Below are 22,381 nucleotides of genomic sequence, written 5' to 3'. Positions count from 1 at the left end.
TCAACATCACTCTATTAACAATTTCTCGAATCAAAAAAGCCCTGATAAAACTAATTTTGAATTATAATACTACATTTTATTTTTATGATAGATAAATGAAATTTCAGGTGGAAAAATGCGTGTATTTAAAGATAAAGAAAAGATTCAACCACCAGAAGCCAGAAATTATTTACAATAATAGACACATCCTTCTATAGCAATTATGTAGGAGTTTTTATGATTCTCGAAAAGCCACTTGTTTGTTACGATAGAAATATAAGAAAAAGGAGAGGTTTTTGTGATCCGTAAAAAGGAACAGAAAGATAACAGAAAAGTCGCTGAGCTGGTTTATATCATTTGGGAAGGTATGGATCTTGAAATAATTGAGAAATTTGATAAAGAAACTGTACTCGAAGCGTTTGAAATGTGTCTCAGTGACGAAGACTTTCGAAACTCAAAAAGAACCATTCACGTGTATGAGGTAGATGGAGATGTTGCAGGATTCGTTCTGAGCTATCCCGGCCATACCGAACACGAATTTAAACACGTCTGGGAGAAACTTGGACTGGACAAGAAATTTCATCCATATAGTCCACCACTTGAATTGAGAGAAGCACGTGACAATGAAATGTACATAGATAGCGTGGCGACGTTTAGTGAGTACCGCGGACAAGGTATTGCGACTAAGTTATTGAAGTATTTACTAGATAGTGAAGAAGCACGTCCTTTTGGACTAATTTGTGAGGTAGAGAATGAGAAGGCTTTAAGCCTCTATCTTAAGCTTGGGTTTAAAAAAGACGAACTTCTCGAATTGTATGGGCAAGAATATTATCATATGACGTATGTGAAGTAGGAAAGCGTAATTGGAAGAATTTCATTTTTTATTTGGCTAAACAAAAAAAGAAGTAACAACTTAATTAAAGTTGATACTTCTTTTGAGTTTCATAAATAAACACAAACATCCAACTACTGTTTGGATGTATTTTTATATGGAGACGGCGGGAGTTGAACCCGCGTCCAAGGATCTTGCTACACTTCTTTCTACGTGTGTAGTTCTCAATTAATATTTCGCATGAACGCCGGAAGAGAACGTTCCACAATTCATGCTAGTCTGATTAAGTTCTTCTAGAAGTCTACAGACGGAAGACTTCTAGTATATCTTGCTAAAGTTGAATCATCTCAGTAGGTCGCAAGAAAACGTACGAGATGATGTAGCTGAAATTATGCAGCTACTAAATTATTATTGTTGCCAGTTATTATAACTGAGTATCGTTTGTAACGGAGCCGAAACCTCCGACACGCTTAAAGTGCTCAATAACCCCTGTCGAATCCAGAACGTCCCCGGATTTTTAACACATAATATTATAACATTTTTAAGTTATTTTTTCAACTTACCTATTTCTTTCTTTTAACGCGCGGTCAATGTCTCGCTTCATTTGTTTTTGTTTTAAGTCGTGACGTTTATCATACTTTTTCTTACCTTTTGCGTATCCGATAAGCATTTTACATACACCGTTTTTAATGTAGAGTCTAAGTGGGATGAGTGCATGGCCTGGATTATGCAAATAACCGATGAGTCGGTCAATTTGGTTTTTGTGTAATAATAACTTTCGTTGTCGAAGCGGATCATGGTTAAATTGGTTACCTTCTTCATATGGTGCAACGTGCATATTATATACGAACATTTCACCTTTAAAATCACGACAAAAGGCATCTTGTAAGCTGACAGAACCTTTTCGAATAGATTTTATTTCAGTACCTTTTAACACTAGACCCGCTTCAATTGTATCTTCGATGATATAATCATGACTCGCTTTTCTATTTTGTGCAAGTACTTTTCCGTGATGCTTTTTCATATCATTTACTTCCTTTTTCTCTTTCTTTTTGGTGCGCTTTTATAAAACGGCTGTTTCCCCTTACCTTTTGGTTTTTTCGTTCGATCTCTCACTCTATCTTTCTTTCGAGCTTTAGAGTCAATATATTTTGGCTTTTGCTGATCTTTTTTCTCTTCTTTTACTTTTTTTCGTGGTGTAATTCCTACGATTGTAAAATCGATTAAACGCTCAATAATATTGACGTTTTGTACTTCGATCTCTACTTTGTCACCCATTCTAAACACTTTACCTGTACGTTCACCGATCAGTGCCATCATTCGTTCGTTGTAGTTATAATAATCATCACCGAGATTATTCATATGAACAAGTCCTTCTACAGTATTCGGAAGTTCAACGAACATACCGAAATTCATGACACCTGAAATCACACCTTCAAATCGTTCACCGATATGCTTTTGCATATATTCTGCTTTTTTAAGATCATTTGTATCTCTTTCAGCATCGACTGCGCGGCGTTCTCTTTCTGAAGTATGTGATGCGATTTCTGGTAATTCTTCTTTGTATTTATTAATCGTTTGATGACTTGTATCTTTCTCGATTAAGTACGTGCGAATAAGTCGGTGTACCATTAAATCAGGATATCTACGAATCGGTGCTGTAAAGTGCGTATAAAATTCAGTCGATAACCCGAAGTGTCCAAGCGATTGATATGAGTATTTTGCCTGTTGCATTGAGCGTAACATCATCATCGAAATCACTGTATCTTCAGGTGTATCTTTCACCTCATCTAAAATTTCTTGTAATGCATGTGGGTGAATTTTGTTACCTTTACCTTTTACGAAAATCCCAAAGCTTGTTAAAATCTCAAAAAATTGACGTAATTTATCTTCTTTAGGGTCCTCGTGAATACGATAAATAAACGGTAAATCTAACCAGTGAAAATTCTCTGCGACTGTTTCGTTTGCTGCAAGCATAAACTCTTCAATCAGTTTCTCACCTGCACCGCGGTTACGAAGTACGATATCTTCTGGTGTACCGTCAGACTTTACTAAAATTTGTGCTTCGTTAAAGTCAAAGTCTAACGCGCCGCGATTATCACGTTTACGTCGTAATATTTTGGCTAAATCTCCAGCATGCTGAATCATTTCTGCTACATCGCCAAGTTCAGCTTTTGTGTTCTCATCATCTTCTTCTAAAATTTTATTGACTGCTGTGTACGTTGTACGCTTATCTGAATTAATAACACTTTCAAAGATTTTATGGTTGACGACTGTACCGCTTCTATCAATTTCCATTTGGCATGTCATCGCAAGTCGGTCGACACCTTCATTTAACGAACAAATGCCATTAGATAACTTATGAGGAAGCATCGGGATTACTCGGTCAACAAGATAAACAGAAGTTCCGCGTTCATATGCTTCTTCGTCTAAAGGTGTACCTTCTTCGACGTAATGTGAGACGTCTGCGATACTTACTGTTAGTTCATAATTCCCGTTGTTTAACTTTTCAACTGAAATCGCATCGTCTAAGTCTTTCGCATCTTCGCCGTCGATTGTAATTGTCTTTTTATCAGTTAAATCAACGCGTCCTTCTTTTTCTTCGTCGAGTACCTCGTCTGGAATATTTTCAACTTGTTCTAATACTTCTTCAGGAAATTCAATTTCAATTCCGTGTCCATATACAATAGATAATATGTCGACGCCTGGGTCGTTTTCGTGTCCGAGTATTTTAGTAATAAACCCTTCTGGATTCTCGTTACTATTATTTGGGAACTTCGTAATTTCTACGAGTACTTTATGGCCAGACACTGCACCTAAGTTTTGACCACTTGGTATAAAAATATCCGTATTATATGTGAGTGAGTCTGGTACAACGAACCCAAATCCTTTAGACCCCTCGTATTTACCGACGAGTTTAGTGACGTTATGTTCAATGATTTTTACAACGCGTCCTTCATGACTATCCCCGCGTGTTGAGTCTTCTAACGTACATAAAACCGTATCCCCGTCAAGCGCTCCGTTAATTTCATTAGGTGGAATGAATACATCTTCTAATCCTTCTTCTTCCGGACGTAAAAATGCGAATCCACGTTTATGCATCGAAAGTGTCCCTTTGACAACTTTAGACGTGATTTCTTTAACGTATTTATTTTTCTTTGTACGACGCAGAATATCAGATTCTTCAAGAGAGACTAAAGCTTTAATCAGTGCCTTAAAATCTTCTGCGTCGTGAATTTCTAGCTCACTTTCAAACTCTTCAGTTGTCATTGGTGTATACGTATCACGATCAATTATTTCTAACACTTCATCTTTAAAATCTCTCATGAATAAATCCTCCTAAATATTGTCTTTTAAGAATTCGTAATAATCCTCAAAAAACGCCTCTTTGTCATTATCAATTGGTAACACGTGACCAGAATTTTCATAAACTTTAAATTCTTTATTTTCACTATCTACCTCATCGTAGATAATATCCGCACTTTTAGGGTTGATTACATTATCTTTTTTACCTTGAGCTATAAAAATCGGACAGTCTACTTCTATCAATTGTTCACGTGTACTTTCAATAATACGTTTAATGTCAGTAAATACTGATAAGTCCGAGTAGTTTTCAATCTCTGTTTCAATTTCCCCTTCTTCTTTACCTTCAAAACGTTTTTTAAAATTTCTTGCATATGTTTTAAAGTTATTAAGTAACTCTTCTTCAGTTTTTAAAAACATTGGAGAACATACTGTTGACACTGCCTCGACATCTCGGTCAATGGATAACTTTAACGCAAGTACCCCACCAATTGATAAGCCAACGACATATATTTTTTCATAGCCTTTATCTTTTAGCTCATCATATTTTTCTAATGCTTGCTTGTACCATACATATGGAGACGATTGTAAAATTTTCTCAGGTTTTTCTGCATGTCCCTCATAATTAAATGAATAGCTCGGGATTTCTTTCTTTTCTAAAAATCTACCGAGTTGTCTTACATCTGATGTATTTCCTGTAAATCCATGAAGTAAAAGTACCGCATAATCTTTAGTACCTTCACTAAATGAAAAATCTCCAGGTAATCTAACTTTCATTCGTACCACTCCTTATCCCTATTGTACGAGATATACTAAAGAATATAAAGAAACGTGAAATATAAAAAAGCCGAAGTGAAATATCACTTCGGCTCAATGATTATCCAACATATGTTAATAAAATCATGATTAAAAAGAACAATACAGATAAAACTACTGTAGTTCTGTGTAGGAATAAATCCATACCTCTTGCTTTTTGTTTACCAAAGAGCTGTTCTGCACCACCACTTATAGCACCTGATAGTCCAGCACTCTTACCTGACTGGAGTAAAACGACCGCGATAAGTGAAATGCACACAATGATCAGTAATACAATTAAAGCTGTATACATCGCGTGTTCCCCCTATTAATATATCGTAGTTGATTATATCAGTAATGAAAGACTTTTTCAATGCCTTTATTTTAAGTTGAAAAACGCGTCTTTTCCTTTGTATACTGCTGTTTCGAATAATTCATCTTCAATTCTTAGTAACTGATTGTATTTTGCCACACGGTCAGTACGTGACGGCGCACCTGTTTTAATTTGACCTGCGTTTACTGCAACCGCGATATCTGCGATTGTCGTATCTTCTGTTTCACCTGAACGGTGTGAGATTACTGCAGTGTAGCCTGCGCGATTTGCCATTTCAATTGCTTCAAATGTTTCAGTTAACGTACCGATTTGGTTTACTTTAATTAGGATAGAGTTACCCACACCTTGCTCAATACCTGCTTTTAACTTTTCAGTATTCGTAACGAATAAGTCATCTCCAACAAGTTGTACTTTAGATCCTAGTTTTTCAGTTAATTCTTTATGACCGTCCCAGTCGTTTTCATCTAATCCGTCTTCAATTGAAACAATTGGGTACTTGTCGCATAACTGTACGTACCAATCGACAAGTTCTGATGCGCTAAATGATTTACCTTCACCTTTTAACTCGTAAGTTTTTGTGTCAGCATTGTAGAATTCACTTGACGCGACGTCCATTGCTAATAGAATGTCTTCACCTGGAGTAAATCCTGCACCTTCAATTGCTTTAATTAACGTTTCAAGTGCTTCTTCGTTAGAGTCTAAGTTTGGTGCAAATCCACCTTCGTCACCAACTGACGTTTGAAGCCCTTTGTCTTGAAGTACTTTCTTTAACTCGTGGAATACTTCTGCGCCCATTTGAAGTGCTTTTTTAAATGTTTTTGCTCCAACAGGCATAATCATAAACTCTTGAATATCCACGTTATTATCTGCGTGTTCTCCACCGTTAATAATATTCATCATTGGAACAGGTAATTCTGTTGCATTAAATCCACCAAGATATTTATAAAGTGGTTGTCCTAAATAGTTTGCCGCAGCATGTGCTGTTGCCATAGACACTCCAAGAATTGCGTTAGCTCCAAGTTTTGCTTTGTTATCAGTGCCGTCTAAAGCAATTAACACTTTGTCTAGAGATACTTGTTCTAGTACTGAGAATTCTCCTTCAATAATTTCAGGTGCGATAATGTCATTTACATTTTCTACTGCTTGAGTGACACCTTTTCCGAGATAACGATCTCCACCATCACGAAGTTCTACAGCTTCATATTCACCCGTTGAAGCACCAGATGGTACAATTGCACGGCCAAATGCGCCTGTTTCCGTTAACACTTCAACCTCAACTGTTGGATTTCCTCTTGAATCTAATACTTCACGTGCATAAATATCAATAATTTTAGGCATGATTAATCTCCTCTTATTTAAAAATAATTTATTTTAATAAAGTTTTACCCGTCATTTCTTTTGGTTGATCGACTCCAAGCAAGTCAAGAACCGTCGGTGCTAAATCTGCAAGTCTTCCTTCACTCACTGTCACATCATTTTTCGTAACAATGACTGGCACTAAGTTAGTAGTATGTGCCGTCATCGGTTCACCGTTTGCTTGAGTAACTTCGTCAGCATTACCGTGGTCAGCTGTAATTACAGCAACACCGCCTTCGGAAATGATTTCATCGACAATTTCTCCAAGACATTCATCAACCGTTTCTACTGCTTTAATTGTAGCACCTAATTGACCACTATGACCAACCATATCAGGGTTCGCAAAATTAAGAATCATGACGTCTAAATCCCCTGATTTCAATCGGTTTAAAGCATTATCTTTAACCTCATAAGCACTCATCTCTGGTTTTAAGTCATACGTCGCAACTTTTGGTGAATTAACGAGAATTCTTTCTTCATTTTTAAACTTCTCATGACGCCCACCAGACATAAAATATGTAACGTGGGGATACTTTTCAGTCTCAGCGATACGAAGCTGTGTTAACCCATGATTCGAAACAACTTCACCAATCGTATTTACTAAATCTTCTTTTTCAAATACAATTTCTGCCTCAATACTATCGTCATAGTTTGTAAACGTTGTAAGTTTAACATTTTCAAATGGTTCTACGATGAAAGAATCAAAATCTTTTTCTCCAAACACTTTTGATAGTTGTACTGCACGGTCAGGTCTAAAGTTGTAAAAAATAATCGAATCGTTATCTTTTAAAAATCTTTCTTTTTGTCCAACGATAAATGGTGTGACAAATTCATCGTAAATTTCTGCATCGTATGCTGCTTCTACACCAGTACGTGCCGTTTTAAACAATGGTCCTGCACCGTAGTGAATTGCGTCATGTGCCTTTTTAGTACGCTCATAACGTTTATCTCTATCCATTGCGTAGTAACGTCCTGAAATAGTTTTAAATTCACCTAAACCTATTCTTTCAAACTCTTCTTCAGCTCTATCAATATAATTTAATGCAGATTGCTGGTCCACGTCTCGTCCATCTAAAAATCCATGAACGTACGCTTTTTTTACACCTTTATCTTTTGCGAGTTTTAAAATCTCAAACATATGATCGTAATGGGAATGTACACCGCCATCTGAAAGTAGTCCCATCACATGGAGTGTGCTATCATTTTTTAACGCGTGGTCAATCGCGTTGTTTAAAGTTTGATTTTTATAAAATTCTTTAGACTCAATCGATTTATTAATACGCGTTAGACTTTGGTAAACGATACGTCCAGCACCAATATTTAAATGCCCGACTTCAGAGTTACCCATTTGACCTTTTGGTAGTCCAACGTCTTCTCCACAAGCGACTAATTTATTGTTCGGATATTCTTTTATATAACGATCAAAATTCGGCTTTTTTGCTTGCTTTACTGCGTTACCAAAAGTTTCTTCACGGCACGCGAAACCATCTAATATTATTAAACCAACTGGCTTACTCATTTTTAGCACCTTCTAATAGTGACACAAAACTTTCGACTTCTAGTGACGCACCACCGACAAGTGCACCGTCAATGTGAGGTTCACTCATATACTCTTTAACGTTTTCTGGTTTTACAGAACCACCATATTGAATACGTACCGCTTCACTCACGTCTTTATTAAATAATTTTTCAATTGTTTCACGAACAAGTTGACACATTAAATTTGCGTCTTCACTTGTCGCACTTTTACCTGTACCGATTGCCCAAATTGGTTCGTACGCAACGACAACTTTTTTAGCATCTGATTCACTGACACCTTTAAAAGCTGCTTCAATTTGAGTCGTAATTTTTTCAGTATACGTGTTGTTTTCACGCTCTTCTAACGTTTCACCACAACAAACAATTGGTATAACATCTTTTTCTAGTGCTTTTAACACTTTTTTATTGACGTCTTCATCTGTTTCATTAAACATTTCACGTCGTTCTGAGTGACCGATAATGACGTAGTCAACACCTAAATCACTTAAGCTATCTATAGATACTTCACCAGTAAATGCACCTTGATCTTCAAAGTGGCCATTTTCTGCACCTATACCAATACTTTCATTTGTTCCTTTGACGAGTCTATCGAGATGAATAAACGGCGCACAAATCGCCGCATCTACTCCACTCGGTAAATCTTTATTTAGTAATTCTTTTAAAAACGCTTCTGCTTCATTAACTGTTTTGTGCATCTTCCAATTTCCTGCAATAAATGGTGTACGCATAATTATCTCCTTACTTATCATTTAGTGCTTTAATACCAGGTAATTCTTTACCTTCTAAAAATTCTAGTGACGCACCGCCACCAGTAGAAATGTGTGTGAAATCTTCTTCAAAACCAAGTTGTTCTGCAGCTGTTGCAGAATCACCGCCACCGATGATTGTAATTGCATCTTCTAACTTCGCAAGTGATTCACATACTTTAATTGTACCTTTAGCGAAATTAGACATTTCAAAGACGCCCATTGGTCCGTTCCATACAACTGTTTTTGCGTCTTTAAGTACCTCTTCAAAGACTTCGACGGTCTTCGGTCCAATGTCTAACGCCATTTCATCTGCTTCAATTTCTGAAGCGTCTCTTACAGTGTACTCTGTGTCATTACTAAATTCTTTAGCTGTAACAACGTCAACTGGTAAGACGAGCTTATCTTTGCCTGTTTCAAGTAATGATTTCGCAAGATCAAGTTTATCTTCTTCGACAAGTGACTTTCCTGTGTCATAGCCTTGTGCACGTAAAAACGTGTTCGCCATACCGCCACCAATTAAAATCTTATCTGCTTTTTCAAGTAAGCTTTCAATTACAGTAATCTTATCTGATACTTTTGCACCACCTAAAATCGCAACGAGTGGGCGTTTAGGATTTAATACTGCTTCTCCTAAAAATTCAATCTCTTTTTCAATTAAAAATCCAGATACTGCTGGTAAGTGTGCTGAAATTCCAACGTTTGAAGCGTGAGAACGATGTGCTGTACCAAACGCATCGTTTACAAAAATATCACCAAGTGATGCCCAGTATTTACCGAGTGCTTCATCATTTTTACTTTCTTTTTTACCATCAAGATCTTCAAAACGAGTATTTTCTACAAGAAGTACCTCTCCATTCTTTAAGTCTTCAATTGCTGATTCTAACTCTTCACCTTTTGTTGTGTTTACAAAATATACGTCTTGGTCTAACTTTTCACTTAGACGATTACCGACTGGTAATAATGATAATGTTTCTAAGTCTTCTTCTGTTTTTACACGTCCAAGGTGAGAGAATAATACAACTTTACCGCCTGCATTAATAATGTACTTAATTGTAGGAAGTGCAGCTGTAATTCGTTTATCGTTTGTGATTTTACCGTCTTCTAACGGCACGTTAAAATCTGCACGTACAAGTACAGTCTTCCCTTTTAAATCTAGATCTTTAATAGTTGCTTTCATAATAATCCTCCAAATAATATACACTTATTTAATTATATCGTTTATTTGAATTATTTTAAACGGTTACATGTATAATCACGCCTGAACCGATTCAATATACTCGTATATCGTAAAGAAATCAGTAATACCTTCTTGAATAATCGTGTCTTCGTGTAAAATCACTGGGACACGAATCATATACTTTTCAAGAAGACTGTCATCTGTAGATATATCTACCTCATCATAGTTAATATTGCTAAAACTTTCTATTGCGTGTTTTAAATTTAACTTGGCATCGTCACATAATTTACAATTTGGTGTCATGAGAAGTGTCAGTTTCATATTTCTGAAATCCTCTTTTTAATATTTTTAAATAACTCATAAATCATTTCAGTAATAATTATCCCCATCGCAATCGATAAAGAAATTAACGCTGCTTGAAATCCCGTTTCTAATGATTCTAAGTAATTATTCTCAACTACTGCGCGTACTGACTCATATGCTTTACCTCCTGGAACGAGGGGAATTAAACCACACGTCACAAATACGATGAGTGGCGCTTGTAATCTTTTAGTGAAAAATATCGCTGTACTTGTCATCGTTATCGCGGCAACAAAGTTTGCGATTAAATCATCAATACCAATTGTCTGATTTAAAAGATAAAACATGACCCACCCGAAAGCACCTGTGATACCACTTGATACGAGATGTCTTCTAGGGATATTAAACATAATGCCGAAGCTAAATGATGCAAAAAAACTAAGTATAAATTGTACGATAAATACCATGTTCATTTAACCTCCTAAATAATTAAAAATACTGTACCGACACCAGCACCAATCGCAATCGCTGTGAGTCCTGCTTCAATACCTTTCATACTCCCTGCTAAAAAGTGACCACGAATGAGTTCTCTTAGAGCATTTGTAATCGGCACGCCTGGAACGAGGGGCATTACTGACGCGATGATAATTGTATCAACGTTTACACCGTATCCAAAACGTACATATAACACCGCAAATAACGCGATCAGAAATGCAGCAAGAATCTCTGTGAAAAATTTTATTTTTGTGTAACGCTGGATCCACTCTGTAACTAATACACCTAATGCACCCGCAAATATAGTAATCGGTAAATCTTTGACTGAACCATTAAACATCATTAAAAACATTGAAGCGGCAATTCCACCAAATAATACGACGAGCCATAACGGAAACATTCTCGTTTCACTAATTCTATTTACCGCTTCTTTCGCATCAGCAATAGGCATTCCGTTAATTATTTGACGTGAAAGCTCATTAATATTTACTACTTTTTCTAAGTTATTATTTCGTGTGAGTATACGAATTTGTTGAGATAATCCGTAATCATTCATGGATAATATAATAACAGTCGTTGCAACAAACACTTGGACATTCTCTACACCGTAGTGCTTTGCTATTCTCTCCATCGTATCTTCTACACGGTACGTTTCTGCACCGTTTTCAAGTAAAGTCTTTCCAGCATTTAGCGTCACAAAGAATACTTCACGTACATATTTTAAACTCAAACTATTATCTGGTAATTCGACTTCTTCAACGACATCTAACATAGTTCTCACCTCATTTTTGTAAAAAAATAAAGCGTGTCATCCACGCTTTATTGAATTTCTAGATTTTCTAAATATTTTGACCGAACTTCATAGAAATGATTCGGTTCTGGTATAAAGTACCATAGCCCGTCATTTAAGACAGCATCTTCACCTTCTAATTGCACGCGCTCGACGTTTTTCTTCGCACCGTAATAGCGAAGTGCCATTAAGCTAATTTCTCTAGAAGATAAATCTGTTTTCACATTGTCTCCTAACGTATCAAACACTGAATTGATGTGAAGTAAGCCTTTAGGACTTAACATTTTAGTTGCGAGAGACTCTAATACGAGTTGCTGACGTGCTTGACGTCCTTTGTCACCACCAGAGCCTTCTTCATAACGGCTTCTTATAAACTTCAGTGCGGTATCTCCGTCCATTTTATACGTTTCACCTTCGACAAAATCAATACCTTTAACTGTAAAAGTACCGTTACTTTTGACTTTAACGCCACCAACACTATCAATTAAATGCTTGACACTATCCATATTCATAGCAACATAATGATCGACTGGTGCACCCATAAAGTTTTCAACTGTATTTACTGCCATTTCCGGGCCACCATAAGCATAGGCGTGGTTAATTTTTTCAAACGTATCGTGGCCAACAATCTCCGTACGCGTATCACGTGGAATACTTACGAGCATCGTTTTTTTCTCTTTTGGATTAATAGACAGTAACATAATCGCATCACTTCGTTCACCACCAGATAATCCGCGTTCACTATCTGAGTCTACTCCAAAAATAGCTACAGAGAATGGTTCACCTTTTAAATAACTCACCTTATTATCTCTGTACTCTGAATACTCTCGGTCCAGTGGTTGGTTAATATCGTTACTTAAACTAAATAATTTAAAAATCATAAATCCGACAAACAAAAGTACAGCGATAATTAATAAAACGAATATTTTTTTAAATAATTTTCGCTTTTTCTTCGGTTTTTTCGGTGCTTCATATTTAATGTTTTGGTCATTTTGACTATTTAGTCGGTCGACCCTACTATATTCAGACATACTTGGCGCCTCTTTCTTTAAAATCATGTATATTATAGCACGAAGCGACCGGATGCACGAACATTAACGTGCACCACCACCTCCGCCGCCTCCGGCGCCAGCTCCACCGCCCATTCCAGTAGAACCACCTAAACCACTAGATGCTTGGGAACTACTAAATCCACCGCTTGATAATCCTTGGTTAATAGAGTTTGTCGTATTATTAAAGAGATAGAAGTAATTTGGGTAAAAATAATTCTCTTCAGATTTATTTAAATGATATTTTTTAAATCTTGATTCGATTTCATCTGTAACACCAAGTAAATAAATATAAATGAGTTCTTCTGTTTGAATTTCATCATTTTTAACACGTTCTAACCAATTATCTTCATCTTCATTTTGTAAGTAATTACTATACTTAACGAAGTGTTCAATTAAATCATGTCCTTTAGTAGTTGGTACTATAATTTCAAAAGGTACAAATGCAGCTGAATCTTTCTCAACCTTAATATATCCATTTTTCTCTAAATATTCTTTTGAGTAATCATCAAGATAATCCGCAACTTTAGAAACATCTGATGCATTCTTTTTAAACCACTTTTCTAGATTCTTTTTGGTGATTACTTTATGATCGTCCATCGCATTTAAAAACATCATCCATAATAATAACTCATAATCTCCATTATATGTTTCGTTTTTAATTTGCTTTAATGCTTCCTCGAAATATTTACCGTACTCCTCTTTCACAGTCTCATAATCTTTTACAATAATTGAAGTGTTTCTTTTATTTAATTTTTTAGAGTCATCTTCAAACTCAATTTCAATACGATTATCTCGATGCCATTTTATTAAATATGCAGATATAAACTGCTCAAAATACGCATAGTCTAAATGATTAAGTAAGTATGCGTATCCTGCATAATCGCTCATTTTTGACGGTGGTATTTTTGTTGATGAATTTTTTAAGTCCTTTTTAATTGTATAGCCTGATTTAATATGGCCACGTGCCTTTTTCTTACGATTTGCGATCCATAATCCAGCAATCGTCCATAGCGCAACAATACTTCCAAATAGAATCCCTAATCCTGAGAAAATTTTACCTGTAAGACTCATCTTCGGCCCAAGTGTTTCATTACTATCTAAATAATCCTCATTATAGTTTGAATTATGTAATGCCATACTTCTTTCTTCTTCTAACGTTTTATCTTTATTAGCATTTGTATTAAATAATTTCGAATCAAATTGTAAAAGAACTGTTGCATAGTTGCTGTCATCCATAGCTTCACTAGATTTCCAAACAATGTTTCCATCTTTTAAATGCATATTTCCAACAATACCAAATCCGTAAAAGCGAACATTTTCTTTAGTGAATGGTTCGTATGATGAAATAGTCATCGTCATTTCATCAGTCGGTAGTTCTGTAAATGTATTAAAATCCCAGTAGATAGACTGTCCATCTTTTAAATTTTTTACCATATTAGTTAATGTATAGTGAACGGTATAAGTCTTATCTCCGTACTCTCCAATTCCCCATACTAAATCAAAACCATCATCAGTATTTAAAACACTATATTTACCCGCTTTTTCCTCACGCTTCCAGTCAGAATCCCATTCTTTTACTTCTTTAAACCCGTCAACAGAAAAATGGGTTAATTTAGCGCCTTGCATATCTTCTTCATTAAACACGATATAATTTTCTGTACCATCATCCATATTTTGATTTCGTTCTTCAGTCACTTCGACTGAACCGTCTTTTTTAATATCAATATGAATATTAATATCATCAATTTCATTCGCTTGTGCTTTAAAACTTATAGTTAAACTCAGTAAAACACTTAATAAAAATACGATATACTTCTTCATCACATTCCTCTTTCTTAAAACTCATTAATTATTCTTTTTCTCTTACTTATAATTGTAACAAAACTACTATATACAAAAAAAGAAGGCATATTGCCTTCTTTAACGATTGTTTCGATCATAATATCTGTAACTTTCTTTTGAATCACGGACATATATGACCGATTGGATATTACCAAATTCGTTTGGTGAACTGATTTTTCTAATTGGTGATTCGAGTTCATCGATATTTCCAAGTGATTCAAAATCTGTGAAATTCTCATAGTAAATTTCTTCGTTTTCTTTAAATAATCTCCCTTGCTGAATGGCAGATTTTAATGAAAGATCATTATTCAAGTATTGGATAATAATTTGAGAGACTACTGTTGGTATCATGTTTCCACCTGGTGTACCAATTCCGATGTAACTGTCATCATTCACAATAATTGTTGGACTTGTATAAGATCTCGGTGTTTTATTTGGCTCTCCGTAGTTTGGACTTGTTGAATCTTTTGAGAAGTTATCTAAAGAGTTATTTAAATAAAATCCTAAACTCGTATATTTACCAGAACCAAAATACCTATTTAACGTATTTGTTGCACTAATCATATGACCGTCTTTATCTACAACAACAAAATGCGTCGTATTGTTATTAATGTTTTCTTCATAATCAACTTTCGACACATTTTTTAAATGATATAGTTCATTTTTAATATAATTTTTATCTAAATACTGTGTGCGATCTCCTTCATTATCGCTGACAATATCTTTATTTAACATCATAATATCTCTTGAATCATTCACAGATTGTATGAAATTATAATCCTCACCATTCTCTTCACGTAATACTTCATCAATCTGTAAAGCTTGTAATGTAAACACACCACCAAGTGGGCTACTCGGTGTAAATACTTTAGAACCTTTGTAGTCCATACTTAATACATTACCTTTAGTCGTTTTGTAATTCGTAAAGTCTTCCACACTAAAGTGTTCAAACTCATCTGTCATTGTTTCTCCGAGCTTTTCATAAAATGCTTCAACACCGTGAGTTTGAATATATTTTAACGTATCGGCAAGTTCAGGTTGTTTCACTTTTTCACCACTCGGCAGTGGTTCACCGTCTTTATAAAATGGACTGTCGTCATTATATTCTTTATATAGTGCGAGGTTTTGTGCAAACCTTGCATCGACTGTAATCCCGTCCTCAGCTAAAGGAATCACGTAATCTAAAATGTCTTTCATATCCATACTTGCGTACTCTTTTTGTAAAGTATCCATACCACTTACTAACCCTGGAACACCGATTAAGTCACCATGTGCGTACTCACTAGACGATATGCTTTGATACTTTATTTCATCTGGTTTTTCCATTTGACCATCATAATATAATAGCGCACCACCGCCACCAAGTCCTGAAGCATATGGCTCAACAATCGCTAACGCGAAAGCAACACCGATCGCTGCATCTGCAGCATTTCCACCATCTGCTATAATCTTTTGACCCACTTCACTTGCTCTATAATCACTTGACGTTACAGAATATGATTCTGTCTTTTCGTTTTTAAAACTATCTTTTTCTAAAGAAAGAAGGTCTCGATTATTTTTAAACATATAAATCGTTACTGATGAAAGTAACAATAATATTAATGCTAATAAAGGAAAAAGTTTTTTAATCATAATAACCGCCACTTACTTAGTATAATATTCAATAATGCTACGTTCTGAATCGCTTAACTCTTCGTTATTTTGCTTTAAAAACATCGCAAAGTACATTGATAAAACCACCACAATAAGTATAATCCAAATGAGTATTTTTTTACCGTTCAAAATAAAACTCCCCATCTTTATATAACGTTTGTTTAGGCATTTGCTTTAATAATGTTTTTTCCTCAAAGAAATTTAACTTGTTTTTAGTTAAAGCACCGTGAGTATATTGAACAGGTGTCACTTTAAATTGATTACTTTCAATATCATGCTGAACGACGAGGCTTTTTTTATAGTTCGAAATATAATCATTTGAAACTAAATTACCTAAACTATAGAAAATAACTGTATCATTATATTCTTCAATTTCTTGAACGACACTATTATTTCCAATAATAATATCCACACCTGCATCAGACAATGCATGTGCAAGTTCTCTTTGTCTATTCGTCACTGTACGTTCGTTTGGAATCCCCCAGTTCACACTGACTATAACCAAATCACCATCTTTTTTTAACTCCTGAATCTTTGGTAGGAAAAAGCTCGGTTCGAGTTCATGGTTGATTTGTGGTACTTCGTTTGAAATGAATTTTGAATTCTTATCAACAAATGATAAAAACGATACTTTTCTATTTCCAATTCTATGTTCAACTACATCTTCTAAGTTCGGGTTCTCTAAAGATAATCCAATATTTCTTTCTACATCGACAAGATCAACATATGGAACGTTTTTATTAAAAAACGTTAAGTCTGTAAAGTAGTTATCTTGTATTTCATTAATTTGTTCATTTTTATTGTCCACTTTTTTATCTAACACAACATTTGTAAAGGATAATTCATTTTTTGAAAGTGGATCATTTAAACTCGTTAAAAAGTTCTCTGACTCAAAAATGTCATTATATTCTTGTAAGTATAAATTTCCAGTGTATGTAATTGTTCGATGATTCTCTTCTTCAAAACTCTCTATTACGTCAGGTGTAAATGTGTTATACACAAAATATATGCTGGCAATACTCACTACAAATAACACCATTATTAAAACTAGGTTATAACGTTTATTATGTTTGATGTACTTTAATATTTTTTCTTGAAGTGTTAGTTTTCTCATTATAAAATCACCTAATTAAACTAAGACTACGTAGTTATATACATTTAATAAAACATACGTTAAAAACGTGACAAATAGCGATGATGATAACGTAATGACTACACCCTGTCTTTGAATCGTGTTTGCAATAATTCCAGGAATAACCATACCAATACCTGAAATTTCAATCATGTCATGAGGTATCGGTGCATATGGAAACATCGCATCAAATATAAACTTTAAAATCATCGCGGTTAAAATCATTGCTGAGAATTTTCTTCTACCGTAAAGAATAATAACCTTACTAAGAACTTTGTCGACGATTATATATGTAATACAACTAATTATGAGAATCGAAAATAACATTACTGGTTGGTCAAATATTAAAGCGAGATATCCAGGTACAACTAACCCTGCTGGACTTATACCAAATCTTTCAGCAAACAGTAAACTTAGTAGTACACCTGTAAATAATGAAAAATAAAGTTCTGTACCAATCACTCTTATAAATCCTCCATATATTGAATAATTGTTTTACCTGGGCCGTGAATGTTACCGACACAAAATAATAAGATGTTATTTGATATTTTAAAAATCTCATTTAACACATCTTCATTATCTTTACCTTCTAGATTAATATACGTCTCATTTCTATCTTTCATAAACTCAGTCACCATATGTGTAGATTTCCCTGTACAAATGAGTGCATCAAATTGTATTTCCGGTAAAAAGTCTTGAACAAATTGTCTTGTTCTGTCAACTCTATCCGCTCTACAGTTTAGTAAAATCACTTTAGACTGATACTCATAACCAGACGCTTCAATTTTCTTTAATATTGCTTTAGAAGACGTCGGTTCGTTTGCTGCGAACGCATTTACAAATGTATTATTCGTATCGTTCGATTCATAAAAAATAATATCAACCGCGCCAGAATCCGGTGGTGCTTTTAACATCCCTCTATAAGCAATATCATCATCAATACCTAATACTCTAGAAATCCCAAGCGCAATCGCTACGTTTTCTGCAAATATTAAATATGGAAATGACTTTAAATATTCCTCAGAAATTTCAGATGGATCTGCGACAATTATTTCAGTATTTCTCTTTTCAGCTTCTTCTTTAAATAATTCTACATAGTGGTCTTTTAACACAATTAAGTGCCCATTCTTTGGAATAGTTGCAACAAAAGACTCTGCAACCTCATCTAATGTTGGACCAAGTACATCCATATGGTCTTCCATAACATTCACAATGGCACCAACATTCGCTTTTAATAAATCTTTTTGAAATACCTTTTGATAGTCAGGATTAACTGCCATACATTCATTCACGATCGCATTTGCACCTGACTCAACCGTTTGTTTAATAATCCCTCTTTGTTCACCAATATTTGCACCTTGAGGTTTACGAATAATTGGAATCTCTTCATCCTGATTCCAATATAAAAGACGTGCATCCGTACCCGTTGTTTTACCAACAACATTATATCCAGCTTCTCTTAAAATACTATAGGTCAAACGAGTAATCGTTGACTTTCCTCTTACTCCGTTAATATTAATTCGAAGAGGTAACTGCTTCAAACGTTTATTATGTATATATTTATCTAACATACCGAGTATTAAAAAAATAATCGTTAAACCTATAATTAAATACAAAAAAATCACCTCTAGCTGTTATCTCTTAATTTTAGCAATCTAAAGTAAAGAGAATGTAAATCCATTGTAAATTTTATCAAACTTTTTACGAATGGACTAGAATTGATCAACATAAATATCCAATAAAAAAACGCCCCCGAGAGGAATCGAACCCCTATTATGAGAACCGGAATCTCATGTGTTATCCGTTACACTACGAGGGCACACTATAAAATTATAACATAATAAGTGTATCTTTTGACCTTGTTTGACTAATATGTTTTAATAAAATTACGAAACGGATTATTTAGGAGGCTTTTTTATGAACTTAATACCTACAGTTATTGAATCGACAAATCGTGGGGAACGTGCATATGATATTTACTCACGTTTATTAAAAGATAGAATTATTATGATTGGTAGCGCAATTGATGATAATGTTGCGAACTCTGTTGTGAGTCAGTTACTTTTCTTACAAGCACAAGATCCAGAAAAGGATATTTATTTATATATTAACTCACCAGGTGGTAGTGTGACTGCTGGTATGGCGATTTACGATACAATTCAGCATATTAAACCAGATGTTCAAACGATCTGCATGGGTATGGCAGCTTCTATGGGTTCTTTCTTACTCGCTGCTGGTACTAAAGGTAAACGTTTTGCATTACCAAATGCTGAAGTGATGATTCACCAACCATTAGGTGGTGCGCAAGGTCAAGCGACTGAAATTGAGATTGCAGCAAAACACATTTTAAATACGAGAGAAAAACTAAACAAAATTTTAGCTGAACGTACAGGTCAACCTCTTGAACAAATTGAAAAAGATACTGACCGTGACAATTATTTAACAGCTGAAGAAGCAAAAGAGTATGGTTTAATTGATGACGTATTAGAACCTGAAAAACTTCAATAGTATTTGTTAAAAAAGAAGGGCATGTTTCCTAATGAGTTTAGGAAACATGCCTTTTTAATTATTCTAAGAATGAACGAATATTTTCAGCATTTTGAATATTATGTTGAACACCGTCAAACTTCTCTTTTCCTGGTCCATAAGCATATACAAGTATCTCTTCACCTGTATGTACTTTAGAACCCCACGAAACATTTGCACGTTTGTCTATGACTTTGTTAATCGCATCTAATGTTTTTTCCTCATCTTCTGCTTTCGCAGCGTCTATAATTGCTTTTTTCTCGTCATCTGTAATATCTTCGATTTGAATATTTTCTTCTACTAATGCTTCAATGTCTGCATCTTTTTCTAATAACTTCTCAGTTAACCCTTCATGTGTCATCTTCATTTGATCGACAACTTTAGGGTGGAATTCGTACTTATCTCCTGCACCTACTGATAGTCCACCTGTTGCGTGGTCTGCAAGTGCAATGACTAACGTATTACAATCTTTTTCTGCAAACTCAACTGCTGATTGATACGCTTCATCAAACGCTGAAATTTCACTCATCATTCCTGTTAAATCATTCGCGTGTCCTGCCCAGTCAGGTTGAGAGCCTTCAACCATTAAGAAGAAACCTTCTTCATTTTGAGATAATTTTTCAATCGCTGTATCTGTCATTTCTTTTAATGATGGTTCTTCCTCTGGACGGTCAATATCCTTACTCATTCCACTTTCAGCAAATAATCCAATCATACGTTCAGAGTCTGTATCGTTTAACATTTCGTCACGAGATGTCACATATGTAAACCCTGATTTTTCTTCCAATTCTTTTACTAAATCTAATTCAACTTCTCCATTTTCATCTTTTTGCTGGAAGAAATCTGTGCCTCCACCAAGCATTACGTCGACGATTGGCTGTTCTTCTTCACCTACTTCAACTGTACGTGTCATTTGCTCTGCAATATCCATTTCATCTTCACGTGATTCATTATGTGCAGCAAATGCAGCTGGTGTTGCATGTGTTAGTTGACTCGTTGCAACTAATCCAGTTGAACGGCCCGCTTCTTTATAATCTTCAAGTACTGTTTTGACAGCTTCTTTGTTTTTATCTACAGAAATAGCACCGTTAAACGTACGTTCACCTGTTGCAAGTGCTGTACCTGCTGCGCCTGAATCTGTAATATTTAATTCTGGATCATCACTGACTGTTAATTGAGATCCGACTAAATAGTCATCAAATGAAATCTTATCTAAACCTGGCTCGTCTTCATTATCCTTATAGTAACGATACGCACCAAGTTGAGAAACACCCATACCGTCAGCAATCATTAAAATAACATTTTTAGGCGTTTCTGTTTTACATTCTTGCATTTCAGTTTGGTTGTCTTGCTCTGATGAATTTTGTGAATCATTTTCCTCAGCAGCAAAAACAGGTGCTGAAATGCTTGATAATAACGTTGTTGATAATAACACTGATGATACAATTGACTTAAAATTTGCCATAAAAAAATTCCTCCAAATCATTGTTGAATTTAATATAACAATGATCTGTAAAGGAATTATCTAGTTCATTTAAAGGATAATTTAAAATTGTGTAAATGAAGTTTTACTATAATTCTATTTCTTCACCATTACGTAACTTTTCTGCAATTTCATCGATTTTTCTAAGACGGTGATTGACTCCTGATTTTGAAATTGGTTTTGAAGATACACTTTCTCCAAGTTCTTTTAAACTCATATCTTGGTTATCTCTTCTTAAATATGCAATTTCTCTTAATCGGTCAGGTAATTCTTCAAGTCCGATAACTGCATCGATATATTTAATATTTTCAACTTGTCGCATCGCTGCACTAATTGTCTTATTTAAGTTTGCTGTTTCACAGTTGACAAGTCTATTTACTGAGTTTCTCATATCTCTTAATATGCGAATATCTTCAAATTTAAGCATCGCTTGGTGTCCGCCAATGAGTCCTAAAAAGTCTGATATTTTTTCAGCTTCTTTTAAGTACGTAATGTACCCTCTTTTTCTATCGATGACTTTTGCGTTTAAGTCATATTCGTTCATTAACTTCATTAACTCTTCGGCATGTTCTCCGTATAGAGATGCGATTTCTAAATGATAAGACGACGTTTCTGGATTATTTACTGATCCCGCTGCTAAAAACGCACCTCTTAAATAACTTCTCACACAACAATCGTTTTTTAATGAAGAAATTTCAATGTCGTGAATAATTTCACCATGTTTCATCACGTTTAAATCATCGAGTATTTCTCTAGATTTTTCTTTAATTCGACAAATATATACGTTATTTTTCTTTAATTGCATTTTACGTCTAACAAGAAGTTCGATTTCAATTCCGTACACTTCTTTAACGAGTCTAAATATGCGCCGTGCGATTGCTGCGTTCTCTGTTTGAATATTAATGACCCATTGACCGTTTGACATCGATATCGATCCGTTCATTTTAATAATTGCAGATAACTCATGTTTTTTACAGCATTCGTCTACTTCTGCTCGGCATAATTCATTTTTCATTTCTGAGGCAAATGACATTTCGACTCACC

General features: G+C 34.9%; 21 protein-coding genes, 1 tRNA gene and 1 other RNA gene. 2 read left to right on the top strand and 21 right to left on the bottom strand.

The features are described 5' to 3' along the window. Positions 1-277: 277 nt before the first annotated feature. Positions 278-832, top strand: coding sequence for a GNAT family N-acetyltransferase (locus KPF49_RS01505; RefSeq protein WP_183673357.1), 555 nt, complete (start codon positions 278-280; stop codon positions 830-832). A 134-nt stretch (positions 833-966) separates the two neighbouring features. On the opposite strand, the gene ssrA is transcribed toward KPF49_RS01505, so the two are convergent. The 19 genes from ssrA to KPF49_RS01410 form a co-directional block, all read right to left on the bottom strand. Next, positions 967-1,322, bottom strand: a transfer-messenger RNA (tmRNA) gene (ssrA, locus tag KPF49_RS01500). Positions 1,323-1,370: 48 nt separating this feature from the next. Next, on the bottom strand, positions 1,371-1,835 hold the full coding sequence (gene smpB / locus KPF49_RS01495) for an SsrA-binding protein SmpB (RefSeq protein WP_183673355.1): 465 nt from the start codon (positions 1,833-1,835) through the stop codon (positions 1,371-1,373). Between the two features lie 5 nt (positions 1,836-1,840). Continuing rightward, a complete protein-coding gene (gene rnr / locus KPF49_RS01490) occupies positions 1,841-4,138 on the bottom strand; it encodes a ribonuclease R (RefSeq protein ID WP_183673353.1) in 2,298 nt (765 codons plus the stop codon). A 12-nt stretch (positions 4,139-4,150) separates the two neighbouring features. Beyond that, complete coding sequence (locus KPF49_RS01485) at positions 4,151-4,891, bottom strand: alpha/beta hydrolase (RefSeq protein WP_183673351.1); 741 nt, start codon at positions 4,889-4,891, stop codon at positions 4,151-4,153. Positions 4,892-4,991: 100 nt separating this feature from the next. After that, the gene (gene secG / locus KPF49_RS01480) at positions 4,992-5,222 is read right to left on the bottom strand and encodes a preprotein translocase subunit SecG (protein ID WP_183673349.1); all 231 of its coding nucleotides are present in this window, start codon (positions 5,220-5,222) and stop codon (positions 4,992-4,994) included. A gap of 66 nt (positions 5,223-5,288) precedes the next feature. Beyond that, positions 5,289-6,581 (bottom strand): phosphopyruvate hydratase, encoded by a 1,293-nt coding sequence (eno, locus tag KPF49_RS01475; protein WP_183673347.1) that lies wholly within the window; start codon positions 6,579-6,581, stop codon positions 5,289-5,291. A 28-nt stretch (positions 6,582-6,609) separates the two neighbouring features. Beyond that, on the bottom strand, positions 6,610-8,118 hold the full coding sequence (gene gpmI, locus KPF49_RS01470; protein WP_183673345.1) for a 2,3-bisphosphoglycerate-independent phosphoglycerate mutase: 1,509 nt from the start codon (positions 8,116-8,118) through the stop codon (positions 6,610-6,612). Continuing rightward, a complete protein-coding gene (gene tpiA, locus KPF49_RS01465) occupies positions 8,111-8,866 on the bottom strand; it encodes a triose-phosphate isomerase (RefSeq protein ID WP_183673343.1) in 756 nt (251 codons plus the stop codon). The genes gpmI and tpiA overlap by 8 nt, the downstream gene beginning before the upstream one ends. Before the next feature lie 10 nt (positions 8,867-8,876). Next, positions 8,877-10,067: a phosphoglycerate kinase gene (locus KPF49_RS01460; RefSeq protein ID WP_183673592.1), complete on the bottom strand. Its 1,191-nt coding sequence runs from the start codon at positions 10,065-10,067 to the stop codon at positions 8,877-8,879. A 72-nt stretch (positions 10,068-10,139) separates the two neighbouring features. Beyond that, the gene (locus tag KPF49_RS01455) at positions 10,140-10,385 is read right to left on the bottom strand and encodes a glutaredoxin family protein (protein WP_183673341.1); all 246 of its coding nucleotides are present in this window, start codon (positions 10,383-10,385) and stop codon (positions 10,140-10,142) included. Then, on the bottom strand, positions 10,382-10,837 hold the full coding sequence (locus KPF49_RS01450) for a threonine/serine exporter family protein (protein WP_246562764.1): 456 nt from the start codon (positions 10,835-10,837) through the stop codon (positions 10,382-10,384). The genes KPF49_RS01455 and KPF49_RS01450 overlap by 4 nt, the downstream gene beginning before the upstream one ends. A gap of 8 nt (positions 10,838-10,845) precedes the next feature. Then, complete coding sequence (locus tag KPF49_RS01445; protein ID WP_183673339.1) at positions 10,846-11,631, bottom strand: threonine/serine exporter family protein; 786 nt, start codon at positions 11,629-11,631, stop codon at positions 10,846-10,848. A gap of 47 nt (positions 11,632-11,678) precedes the next feature. Further along, complete coding sequence (locus tag KPF49_RS01440; RefSeq protein WP_183673336.1) at positions 11,679-12,680, bottom strand: LCP family protein; 1,002 nt, start codon at positions 12,678-12,680, stop codon at positions 11,679-11,681. Positions 12,681-12,743: 63 nt separating this feature from the next. After that, entirely contained in the window at positions 12,744-14,522 is a 1,779-nt protein-coding gene (locus tag KPF49_RS01435) for a DUF2207 domain-containing protein (RefSeq protein WP_183673335.1), read from the bottom strand. A 99-nt stretch (positions 14,523-14,621) separates the two neighbouring features. Next, positions 14,622-16,175: a gamma-glutamyltransferase gene (locus tag KPF49_RS01430; RefSeq protein ID WP_183673333.1), complete on the bottom strand. Its 1,554-nt coding sequence runs from the start codon at positions 16,173-16,175 to the stop codon at positions 14,622-14,624. A gap of 139 nt (positions 16,176-16,314) precedes the next feature. Beyond that, positions 16,315-17,310 (bottom strand): CapA family protein, encoded by a 996-nt coding sequence (locus KPF49_RS01425; protein ID WP_183673331.1) that lies wholly within the window; start codon positions 17,308-17,310, stop codon positions 16,315-16,317. Positions 17,311-17,325: 15 nt separating this feature from the next. After that, a complete protein-coding gene (gene pgsC / locus KPF49_RS01420; protein ID WP_183673329.1) occupies positions 17,326-17,790 on the bottom strand; it encodes a poly-gamma-glutamate biosynthesis protein PgsC in 465 nt (154 codons plus the stop codon). Between the two features lie 2 nt (positions 17,791-17,792). Beyond that, the gene (pgsB, locus tag KPF49_RS01415; protein ID WP_183673321.1) at positions 17,793-18,944 is read right to left on the bottom strand and encodes a poly-gamma-glutamate synthase PgsB; all 1,152 of its coding nucleotides are present in this window, start codon (positions 18,942-18,944) and stop codon (positions 17,793-17,795) included. Between the two features lie 131 nt (positions 18,945-19,075). Beyond that, positions 19,076-19,147, bottom strand: a tRNA-Arg gene (locus tag KPF49_RS01410). A gap of 98 nt (positions 19,148-19,245) precedes the next feature. On the opposite strand from KPF49_RS01410, the gene clpP reads away from it, so the two are divergent. Further along, complete coding sequence (gene clpP / locus KPF49_RS01405; RefSeq protein ID WP_183673319.1) at positions 19,246-19,836, top strand: ATP-dependent Clp endopeptidase proteolytic subunit ClpP; 591 nt, start codon at positions 19,246-19,248, stop codon at positions 19,834-19,836. A 58-nt stretch (positions 19,837-19,894) separates the two neighbouring features. Here clpP and KPF49_RS01400 read toward each other — a convergent pair whose 3' ends face one another. Together KPF49_RS01400 and whiA are read right to left on the bottom strand one after the other, a co-directional pair. Then, positions 19,895-21,319, bottom strand: a complete 1,425-nt coding sequence (locus KPF49_RS01400) for an alkaline phosphatase (RefSeq protein WP_183673316.1) — start codon at positions 21,317-21,319, stop codon at positions 19,895-19,897. A gap of 106 nt (positions 21,320-21,425) precedes the next feature. Continuing rightward, the gene (gene whiA, locus KPF49_RS01395; protein ID WP_183673314.1) at positions 21,426-22,370 is read right to left on the bottom strand and encodes a DNA-binding protein WhiA; all 945 of its coding nucleotides are present in this window, start codon (positions 22,368-22,370) and stop codon (positions 21,426-21,428) included. Positions 22,371-22,381: the final 11 nt, after the last annotated feature.

It is taken from the genome of Nosocomiicoccus ampullae (genome assembly GCF_019357495.1).
GTDB classification, from domain to species: Bacteria; Bacillota; Bacilli; order Staphylococcales; family Salinicoccaceae; genus Nosocomiicoccus; species Nosocomiicoccus ampullae.
This window is presented reverse-complemented; position numbering and strand designations above follow the sequence as displayed.